This window comes from Lapillicoccus sp. (genome assembly GCF_036559105.1).
Lineage (GTDB): Bacteria > Actinomycetota > Actinomycetes > Actinomycetales > Dermatophilaceae > Lapillicoccus.
Genome location: NZ_DATBTV010000052.1, coordinates 1 through 9,410 on the forward strand (window position 1 = coordinate 1; position 9,410 = coordinate 9,410).

Below are 9,410 nucleotides of genomic sequence, written 5' to 3' on the forward strand. Positions count from 1 at the left end.
TTTTGGGCAGCAGCGTCTCGCCGAGGCGGTCGCTCCGAACGGGCCGGCCGACCACGCCGCGCTTCAGCAGGCCCGTCAGCACGCCCACGGCGCGGAATGCTACGCGGCAACTTGGCCCGTAAGCACCTCGGACCCGGCTAGTGTTCCAGCCCGTGCACGTCGTCATTCTCGGTTGCGGCAGGGTCGGGTCGACTCTCGCGCGCAGCCTGGCCAAGCGGGGCCACTCTGTCGCCGTGATCGATCAGGTGACCAGCGCCTTCGATCGGCTCGGTGAGGACTTTCCGGGACAGACCGTCACCGGGGTCGGCTTCGACCGCGACACGCTCAAGGAAGCGGGCATCGAGAAGGCCGACGCCTTCGCCGCCGTCTCCAGCGGTGACAACTCCAACATCCTGGCCGCGCGGGTGGCGCGGGAGACGTTCGGCGTCGAGCACGTCGCGGCGCGCATCTACGACCCGGGCCGCGCGATGGTCTACCAGCGGCTCGGGATTCCCACGGTGGCGACCGTTCGCTGGACCTCCGACCAGATGCTCCAGCTGCTCCTCCCCCAAGGGTCCGTGCCGGCGTTGACCGACCCGAGCGGACGCGTCGTCGTGGCGCAGGTCCCGCTGGCGCGGTCGTGGGTGGGGCGTCGACTCACCGAGGTCGAGGACGTCACCGGTTCACGCATCGCGTTCATCACCCGGCTCGGCGACGGGCTGATCCCCCGGCCGGACACGGTGTTCCAGGACGGCGACCAGATCCATGTCGTCGCGGCGATCGACGACCTCGGCCGCGTCGAGAAGGTCTTCGACCAGCCGCCGCCGGCCCACTGACGGTTTCGACTAGGGATCGACGAGGGAAGACGTATGCGAGTCGTCATCACCGGAGCGGGCAGCGTCGGGCGGTCCATCGCCCGAGAGCTGCTCCACAACGGTCATCAGGTGCTGCTCATCGACAAGGACGCCGACGACGTGCAGGCGTCCCGCGTCCCCGACGCGGCGTGGCTGCTGGCCGACGCCTGCGAGATTGCCGTGCTCGAGGAGGCCAAGGTCCACGAGTGCGACGTCGTCGTCGCCGCCACCGGTGACGACAAGGTCAACCTGGTCGTCTCGCTGCTGTCCAAGACCGAGTTCGGCGTGCCTCGTACCGTGGCGCGGGTCAACAACCCCAAGAACGAGTGGATGTTCGACGAGTCCTGGGGGGTCGACGTCGCGGTGTCGACGCCGCGCCTCATGACGGCGCTCGTCGAGGAGGCCGTCAGCGTCGGCGACCTGGTCCGGATCTTCCAGTTCCAGCAGGCCAAGGCCTCGATGGTCGAGCTGACCATGCCGGGCGAGAGTCCTTACATCGGCAAGCGGATCGCGGAGATCCAGTGGCCCGACGACACCGTGCTGGTCGGCATCATCCGCGACGACCGGCCGATCGCCCCCAGCCGCGACGACGCCGTCGAGGCGCACGACGAGCTGCTCTTCATCACCACGCCGGACAACGAGGACGTCCTCGAGCAGATGCTCTCCCCCGGCACCCGTCCCCCGCGGGACGAGGACTACCGCTAGCGGGGGACTACGCCTCGGTCGGACGACCGTCGGGGTCGTCCAGCGGCGTGTTGCCCTTGAGCAGCAGGAGTCCGATGACGAGCACGGCCAGCAGGTAGGCGGGCCAGCCCAGCGCGATCTTAGCGATGCCGAGCGTTGCGACCTGGCCGCCGAGGTAGAGGGGCACCATGACTGCCAGACGGATGATGTCGAGCACGACGATCACCCAGCCGACGCGACTGGCCACGCGCACGACGCCCTCGTGCCGGCGCCAGCCCGTCAGCAGCTCGCTGACCACAGCCTCGTCGGCCTCGGCCTGGGCGACGGACTCCGGGTCCTGCGGCGCGCCCTTCTTCGACGACGCCTTGAGCCGTTCGGTCGCCTCCGAGAGCTCCGGGTCGGCCGCCGCGATGAGGAACCCGAACAGCGGCCACCGGACCAGGTTGGTGACCGTGAACACCAGCCCGACGGCGGCGGTCTGGATCATGCCCGGCAGGAAGGCGTCTTCCGCGCGACCCGACCGCAGCGCGAAGAACGCCGCGACGGCGACCGCGACGGCGGCATACAGGAGGAACCGCAGGGTCTCCTTGCGCAGGAGGCGCAGTACAGCAAGCACGACGAGCGCCGCGCCGGCGGCGATCACCGCCGGCCGGACCTCCTGGGTGACCGTCCAGATGACGACGAAGGCGATCGTGGGGATCGCCGACTCGAGGGCGCCGCGCCAGCCGCCGATCGCGGCGCTCAGCCGCGCACGGAGCAGCTCCTCGACCGTGACGTACGCCGCTGCCCCGCCGATGCGGTGGGGCTCAGCCACTCGTGGGGACGATCGTGTAGAAGGGGTTGAACATCGTCGGGATGCCGCGGTAGTAGGACACCCGGCCGCTGGCCTTGAGCTGGACGCCTACCTGGATCCCGGCGATCTCGCGGCGGCCGAGCCAGACGAGGTGCAGCGGTCGGCTGCCGTCGTAGATCTCCACCACCAGGGCCGGGACGTCCGCGCGCGGTCGCAGCGTCACGGAGCGGACGGTGCCACAGACGTCGGCCTTTTCGCGGTTGGCGATGTCACAGATCGGCGTGGCGCCCTGGCGGTCGGTCTCCGCGCGCAGCTCCTGGGCCTCGTCCTCCTTGGAGGAGCGGGTGAGCCGGTCGGCGAGCTTGGCGAACATGCCGCGCGGTTCCTCGCGACGGGCGGAGATGGGGGTTGTGCTCTCGATACCCATGGTCAACGCACCTCGGTGATCTCTGGTCCGCGCTCGAAGGGTCTCAGGTCGTCGCTGCGCGGGGCGGCTTCAGACCCATCATCGCCGGACGGGTCCTCCACCGGGTCCACATCCGGCACCGTGGGGACCTGCAGGGGTAGAGCTTCGCGAGGTGGTCGGGCCTCCTCGTCACGGACGACCACGGTGCTGCGGACGATCTCGACGAGCGGGGACGCCTTGTCGGCGTCGGTCGCTGCCGGTCCGCTGATGACGGCGCGCAGGAACCACCGGGGTCCGTCCACCCCCATGAAGCGGACCTCGTTCTTCTGCTGGCGTCCGTCGGGACCCTGGACGGGGATCGTCGCCGCCAGCTCGCGCCCGAGGGGGCCGTCGACGACCTCGGCCTTCCCGCCCTGAGCGGTGATGCTGTCGGCGATCTCGGTCCGGATGTCGCGCCAGACGCCGAGCGTCCGCGGGGCGGCGAAGACCTGGAGCTGGACGCTCGACTCGTCGATCAGCGCGTGCGCGCTCTGGACGGTCTGCTGCTCCTGGTCCAGCTCGAGACGCAGCTGCATCCCCTCGACGGGGGTGATCCGCAAGGCGCCGAGGTCGACCCGCTCAACCTCGTCGTGCACCTCCGAGCTGTCGAACGGCCCGCGGGTGCGGTTGTACGCCTCGTCGTCGTGCTCGGTGGCCTCGTCCTCGGCCACGAGGTCGTCGTCCTGCTCGTCGGGCTCAGCGACCTCGTCCAGCTCACCGACCTCGTCGACGGGGTCGTCCTTGCGCCCTCGGCGGAAGATTGCCACGTTCTCGCGTCCTTCGTCTTTCTCTCTACAGTCGTCAACGGCCTGCGGGTCTCGCGTATGCCGGCGCTCAGGTCTCGCGGGGCCCGAAGCCGCCGCTCGCTCCGTGCCCAGTCTCCCCCCGGGAGCTCTCCGGGAGCGAATCCACGTCGACGAAGTCCACCTCGGCCACCCGCTGGACCACGAGCTGCGCGATGCGGTCTCCGCGGCGTACCTCGAACGGCTCCTCGGGGTCGAGGTTGACGAGGTTGACGAGGAGCTCGCCGCGGTACCCCGCGTCGACGGTGCCGGGCGCGTTGACGATGGTGATCCCGTGGCGGGCCGCCAGCCCCGAACGTGGGTGGGTGAACGCCGCGTACCCCTCCGGAAGGGCGATCGCGAGGCCGGTGGGGACCAGGACCCGCTGGCCCGGGGCCAGGGTGACGTCGACGCGGGACACGAGGTCGGCCCCGGCGTCGCCCGGATGCGCGTAGGTCGGCAGCGGCAGGCTCGGGTCGAGGCGCCGGGTATGGACCACGACGCGGTCAGGGCCGACCCCCGGTGGGGAGGTCGGCCCTGGTGATGCGGGCTGCGGCCGGTGGCTGCCGGAGGCGTCGGTCAAGCCGCGCACTCGCGGCAGACCATCTTGCCGCCCTTGTCGCTCGCCAGCTGGCTGCGGTGGTGCACCAAGTAGCACTCGGTGCAGGTGAACTCGTCGGCCTGCCGGGGGATCACCCGGACCGACAGCTCCTCGCCGGAGAGGTCGGCGCCGGGCAGCTCGAAGCCCTCGGCCTGCTCGGTCTCGTCCACGTCGACGCTCGACGCGGACTTGTCGACGCGCCGGGCCTTGAGCTCCTCGATCGAGTCCTCGGAGAGGTCGTCGTCGGTCTTGCGCGGGGCGTCGTAGTCAGTCGCCATGGGTTGTGTCGCTCCTGCGGTACGTGGTGGTCATTCGTAGGTGTTGTCGCGCGAATGTGAGGTGGAGTCGGTGGTGGGCTCTCGTCGTCGGGAAACCGTGGTGGATCAGCGTGAGCGGGCCGTGTCGTCGACGTCGACGGCTCCCGCCGGCTGACATCTCGGACCCGATGTAGGTGTCAGCGGTGTCGTGCTCCGATGTAACGCAGCGGCCCTCTCGTTTGTGCCCGGATCTGACGGTGGGTCGTCATCGGACCCCGGGCGGCGTGCGGAGCCCGCGCGCGGATTGTGCCCTACAAACGCGCCCGCGTCACCCCTTGTCCTGATGTCGAGCGTGTCGTGCGCGTCACATGGCGGTCCTCGCGCCCCGACTTGGGCGGTTGCTGACCGCGAGTTGGCCCGTCCTTGACCATTCGTGTGGCTGACTCTGAGCGAGCTCGGGACTCGTTCTCAGCGACTCGTCACCCGGGCTCAACCTCGCGACAGCACGCCCGTAACCTGTCCCCCGTAAGGTCGTGAGCGGTGCCCCGAGAGGGGCACCACCAGACGTTGTCAGCAGTCCAGTTCACTCGAACCGACCCGAACGAACGGACGAGCACCCAGCCACCCAGCGCGCCCCAGGAGGTGCCGGATGACCGAGTTCCACGCCCAGCTACGAGCCCGAGCGCTCGCAGCCGTCAACGACCTCACCGCGGCTCAGGAGTCCGGTGACGACTACTCCGTCGACGTCCATCGGGCCGACCTGGAGAACATCGCCCGCATCGCCCGCGAGCACGGGGTGTCCCTGCCCGAGCTGGACGAGCTGGGCCTCTTCGCCGCCTGACGCGGGTCAGCCGAACCCGTCGAGGACGGCGAGCAGCTGGGCCTGGACATGCGGGTTGCCCGCGACGGTCATCGCCGAGGCCGGAGGTCCGCCCTGGGGTCCGGTGAGGACGCCGCCCGCCTCGGTGATGATCAGCCACCCGGCGGCCATGTCCCACGGGTTGAGCCCTGACTCGTAGAAGCCGTCCAGCCGGCCGCAGGCCACCGAGCAGAGGTCGAGGGCGGCACTGCCGATCCGGCGGATGTCCCGGACCTGCGGGAGCACCTCGAGCAGCATCTCGCCCTGCTTCCGCCGGCCCTCCGGGAGGTAGCCGAAGCCGGTGCCGACCAGCGCGCCGGACAGGGCGTCGAGCGAGCCGACAGCGAGACGCGTCCGGCCGGGGGCCTGGGTCGGCTCGTCCCACCCGTGCTCGTAGGCGCCGGAGCCGACCGCCGCGTGGTAGACCCGGGCCAGCGCGGGATCGGCGACCGCTCCGGCGAGCACCCGCCACTCCCCCGGGACCTTCGGGTTCCCCGTCGCCGCGGCGACGGAGACCGCATAGGCGGGGATGTCGTAGAGGTAGTTGACGGTGCCGTCGATGGGGTCGACGACCCACGTGATGCCGGAGGTGCCGCGCTGGTCGTCACCCTCCTCGCCGAGGATCGCGTCGTCGGGGCGCTCCGCCAGGACGAGACCTCGGATGAGGTCCTCGGCGCGGGTGTCCATCACCGTGACGATGTCGGTGGGCGAGGACTTCGTCGCGGACGCCTCGACGAGGCGTGGCCGTTCGTCGACGATCATCCGCCCGGCCGCGACCGCGAGCCGGGTGGCGAGGTCCTCGAGCGCGGCGCAATCGATGCCTGCGGGAACGTCCGTCGTCATCAGTCGCTCCCACAGAGTGCCGGGCGGTCCTGTCGCAGGTTCGGGCAGCAGCCCGCGGGGCACACCGAGGGACGGACCTCCGGTCCCGAGGGGAGCACCCCTCCCCGCGCCTCCGCGGCGCGTTCCTCGAGCAGGTCGACGAGGCCGGCGACGAAGGCCTCGTCGACTCCGACGGTGGGCACCCGGACCAGCTGAAGTCCGAGGCGCTCGGCAGTCTCGGCGGCCTCGGTGTCGAGGTCGTAGACGACCTCCATGTGGTCGGAGACGAACCCGACCGGTGCGAGGACGACGACGCGGCAGCCGCCGGCCGCCAGCTCCTCGAGGCGGTCGTTGACGTCGGGTTCGAGCCAGGGCTGGCTCGGCGGACCGGACCGGGAGCAGTAGACGACCTCGGGCGCGAGGTCGCGGCCGAGGTCGTACCGCACCTGGTCGACGACCCGGCCGGCGAGAGCGTGGTGCTGCTCCTGGTAGAGGCGGCCCTCGCCGTCACCGGGGCCGGACGTCTCGTCCATCGCGTCGGGGATCGAGTGGGTGACGAAGAGGAGGGCCAGCTCGGCGTCGGGGACGTCGGCGAGTGCCCGGAGCGCCTCGACCACGAGCCGGGCGTTGGGACCGACGAAGGCGGGCCGCAACGCATACGGGCCGATCTTGTCGATCTCGAGGACCAGCCCGGCCGCGCCCTCGGCGAACGCGTCGGCGAGGTTCTCGCGGTACTGCCGGCAGGAGGAGTACGACGAGTAGGCGCTCGTCGTCACGACGACGATGCGGTGCAGCCCACGAGCGGCGGCGTCCCGGAACGTGTCGGCGAGGAACGGCGGCGAGTTGCGGTTGCCCCAGAGCACGGGGACCTCAATCTCGCGCTCCTTCAGCTCGGCCTCGAGGGCGGCGATGAGGGCGCGGTTCTGGTCGTTGATCGGGCTGCGGCCGCCGAACAGCTCGTAGTGGTGCGCGACGTCCTGGAGCCGCTCGTCCGGTATCCCGCGACCCGCCGTCACCCGGCGCAGGAACGGCATGACCTCGTTAGGCGCCTCCGGCCCGCCGAACGACACGAGCAGGACGGCGTCGTAGGGCGCCAGCGCCTCGGAGGTCATCGAGGGTCCCCGAGTCGGAACGGCTGCGGCGCGTTGAGGTGGAGCACGATCGCCACCATACGGATCCCGAACACCAGCGCGGCGGACCCCCACACGACCAGCGGCGAGATGAAGCCCACGTGGTAGGCCACGACGACGATCGTGGATCCGAGGAGTGCGGGCAGCGCGTACAGCTCCCGCCGGAGGACCTCGGGCACCTGGCCGACGAGGACGTCGCGCAAGGCGCCGCCCCCGACCGCCGTGATGGTGCCGACGATGATCGCCGCCAGCGGGGGTATGCCGGGTCGCGCCAGGGCGAGCAGGGCACCGCCGACCGCGAACAGCGCCAGTCCGACGGCGTCGAGGACCTTGACGAGGCGGCTCAGCCGCTCGACGCCCGGGTGGTAGACGAAGGTCACCAGGCCCGCGGCGAGGGCCGTGGCGACGAGCCGCCAGTCGCTGATCCCGAGGGGCGGGGTGACGCCGATGAGCAGGTCACGCAGGACCCCGCCGCCGAGACCGGTCGCGCCGGCCAGGACGAGCACGCCGAACAGGTCCAGTCGCTTCCGGACCGCGACGAGCCCCCCCGACAGCGCGAACGCGAACACGCCGATGAGGTCGAGCAGCAGTGGCGAGACGACAGGGTTGCTCGGCATGGCGGCGCCCAGGGTACTCGGGGGTTCCGGGCTGGTCCGACGTCCAGGACGGCGGCGTGGCACTGTCGGGCGCGCCGGGTCCCATGGCAGAGTCGAGCCCCAGGAAGCAGGCGGAGGTCCCTGGTAGGCGGCGTCAGTGGTCAGGAGTTCGAGATGCAGGACCTGAGACTCGTCGGCGTCCAGGAGGACGGTCAGCATCTGCTCCTCGCGGGGCCTGACGGGACGCACTTCCGGCTGGCGCTGGACGAGCCGCTTCGCGCGGCGGCGCGACGGGATCGTCCCCGGCTGGGGCAGCTGCAGATCGAGATCGACGGCGGTATGCGTCCGCGCGAGGTCCAGTCGCTCATCCGGGCCGGAGCCTCGGCCGAGGAGGTGGCCGACCGGGCCGGCTGGACGGTGGAGAAGGTGCGCCGCTACGAGGGCCCGATCCTCGCCGAGCGGGTCCACGTCGCGGACCAGGCGCGGCTGGTCCGGGTCCGGTCGCGGGGTGGCGCCACGGGGTCGACGGTGCCGACCCTGCAGGGCCGGGTCGCGCAGCGGATGCGCGACCGTGGTGTCGACTCCGAGTCGAGCGTGTGGGACGCGTGGCGCGGCGTCGAGGAGACGCTCTGGACCGTCGTGCTGACGTTCGCGGCCGGAGGCCGTCAGCGGCAGGCGGCCTGGACCTACGACCCGGTGCTGCGGACCGTCGAAGCGGCCGACGACGAGGCCCGTTGGCTCAGCGCCGACGAGCCCACGTCGATCGGCCCGCTGCCGACGAGTACACCGCGGGTGACGAACGTGTACGACGTCGAGGCCGAGGGCGGCGTGGCCGCGTCCACGCGACGGGCCGCCGTGGCCGCCGCGCGATCCGGCCACGAGGAGGAGCCGCTCGACCTCATGACGGCAATGCGGCAGCGGACCACGGTGGGGCGGCGTTCCGGTCGGCGACGGGCGGCCTCGGCCGAGCCGGCTCGCCGCGAGGTGGCGCCACCGTTGCCCCTCGAGACCGAACCGGAGGAAGAGGTGCCGGCGATCGTCGACGCGACCCCGGCCCCTGCGCCTTCCCCTGCCGTCGAGTCGACGGTCGAGCCGACCGTCACGGAGGCGATCGAGCCGACCGTCAGGGAGGCGATCGGGCCGGTCGCCGAGACCGAGTCGCTGGACAGGATCGTCGTGGCCGCGGACGTCGAGGATCCCGAGGAGCCGGCGACGGAGGGCAACGAGGAGCCCGTGCTCGAGCCGGCGGGAGCGGAGTCGCCCCCGCTGGACGAGCCCGTTGACGAGGTGGCCCACGAGCCCGTTGACGAGGTGGCACACGAGGAGGCCGACGAGCTGCCCGACGGACTCGCCGAGGCTCCGGTCGAGGACGCCGCTGTGGTTCCGGTCGAGGAGGTCGCTGCGGTTCCGGTCGAGGAGGTCGCTGTGGTTCCGGTCGAGGAGGTCGTCGCCGAGGAGGACCGGGCGCCCGCAACGCCCGAGTCGACCGACCTCGTCGACGAACCGGCGCCCGCCGTCAAGAAGGCGGCCAGCCGGCGCAAGCCGCGGCCGTCGGTCCCCTCGTGGGACGACATCATGTTCGGCGCCAAGCGCGACTGACCCCGCTCA

General features: G+C 71.5%; 12 protein-coding genes. 4 read left to right on the forward strand and 8 right to left on the reverse strand.

From position 1 onward, the window contains the following. Positions 1-152 precede the first annotated feature (152 nt). Together VIG79_RS07085 and VIG79_RS07090 are read left to right on the forward strand one after the other, a co-directional pair. A complete protein-coding gene (locus VIG79_RS07085; protein WP_331883929.1) occupies positions 153-815 on the forward strand; it encodes a TrkA family potassium uptake protein in 663 nt (220 codons plus the stop codon). Between the two features lie 33 nt (positions 816-848). After that, entirely contained in the window at positions 849-1,538 is a 690-nt protein-coding gene (locus VIG79_RS07090) for a TrkA family potassium uptake protein (RefSeq protein WP_331883931.1), read from the forward strand. Between the two features lie 7 nt (positions 1,539-1,545). On the opposite strand, the gene VIG79_RS07095 is transcribed toward VIG79_RS07090, so the two are convergent. The 5 genes from VIG79_RS07095 to VIG79_RS07115 form a co-directional block, all read right to left on the reverse strand. After that, positions 1,546-2,331: a DUF3159 domain-containing protein gene (locus tag VIG79_RS07095; RefSeq protein WP_331883934.1), complete on the reverse strand. Its 786-nt coding sequence runs from the start codon at positions 2,329-2,331 to the stop codon at positions 1,546-1,548. Further along, positions 2,324-2,737 carry an OB-fold nucleic acid binding domain-containing protein gene (locus VIG79_RS07100; RefSeq protein ID WP_331883936.1) on the reverse strand — a complete coding sequence of 138 codons (414 nt, stop codon included), beginning with the start codon at positions 2,735-2,737 and terminating at the stop codon, positions 2,324-2,326. Before VIG79_RS07100 ends, VIG79_RS07095 begins: the two co-directional genes overlap by 8 nt. 2 nt (positions 2,738-2,739) lie before the next feature. Beyond that, positions 2,740-3,522, reverse strand: a complete 783-nt coding sequence (locus tag VIG79_RS07105) for a DUF3710 domain-containing protein (RefSeq protein ID WP_331883939.1) — start codon at positions 3,520-3,522, stop codon at positions 2,740-2,742. Between the two features lie 67 nt (positions 3,523-3,589). Continuing rightward, positions 3,590-4,120 (reverse strand): dUTP diphosphatase, encoded by a 531-nt coding sequence (gene dut / locus VIG79_RS07110; RefSeq protein ID WP_414672598.1) that lies wholly within the window; start codon positions 4,118-4,120, stop codon positions 3,590-3,592. Continuing rightward, positions 4,117-4,416, reverse strand: a complete 300-nt coding sequence (locus VIG79_RS07115; protein WP_331883942.1) for a DUF4193 domain-containing protein — start codon at positions 4,414-4,416, stop codon at positions 4,117-4,119. The genes dut and VIG79_RS07115 overlap by 4 nt, the downstream gene beginning before the upstream one ends. A gap of 628 nt (positions 4,417-5,044) precedes the next feature. On the opposite strand from VIG79_RS07115, the gene VIG79_RS07120 reads away from it, so the two are divergent. Beyond that, the gene (locus VIG79_RS07120; RefSeq protein WP_331883944.1) at positions 5,045-5,236 is read left to right on the forward strand and encodes a hypothetical protein; all 192 of its coding nucleotides are present in this window, start codon (positions 5,045-5,047) and stop codon (positions 5,234-5,236) included. Positions 5,237-5,242: 6 nt separating this feature from the next. On the opposite strand, the gene VIG79_RS07125 is transcribed toward VIG79_RS07120, so the two are convergent. Genes VIG79_RS07125 through VIG79_RS07135 form a run of 3 tightly spaced genes read right to left on the reverse strand, consistent with a single transcriptional unit; the run spans position 5,243 to position 7,823 of the window. After that, positions 5,243-6,097 (reverse strand): inositol monophosphatase family protein, encoded by an 855-nt coding sequence (locus tag VIG79_RS07125; RefSeq protein WP_331883946.1) that lies wholly within the window; start codon positions 6,095-6,097, stop codon positions 5,243-5,245. Then, positions 6,097-7,188 carry a ferrochelatase gene (locus VIG79_RS07130; RefSeq protein ID WP_331883948.1) on the reverse strand — a complete coding sequence of 364 codons (1,092 nt, stop codon included), beginning with the start codon at positions 7,186-7,188 and terminating at the stop codon, positions 6,097-6,099. Before VIG79_RS07130 ends, VIG79_RS07125 begins: the two co-directional genes overlap by 1 nt. Beyond that, a complete protein-coding gene (locus VIG79_RS07135; RefSeq protein ID WP_331883950.1) occupies positions 7,185-7,823 on the reverse strand; it encodes a trimeric intracellular cation channel family protein in 639 nt (212 codons plus the stop codon). The genes VIG79_RS07130 and VIG79_RS07135 overlap by 4 nt, the downstream gene beginning before the upstream one ends. A 153-nt stretch (positions 7,824-7,976) precedes the next feature. On the opposite strand from VIG79_RS07135, the gene sepH reads away from it, so the two are divergent. Further along, positions 7,977-9,401: a septation protein SepH gene (sepH, locus tag VIG79_RS07140; protein ID WP_331883953.1), complete on the forward strand. Its 1,425-nt coding sequence runs from the start codon at positions 7,977-7,979 to the stop codon at positions 9,399-9,401. The last annotated feature ends 9 nt before the right edge of the window (positions 9,402-9,410 follow it).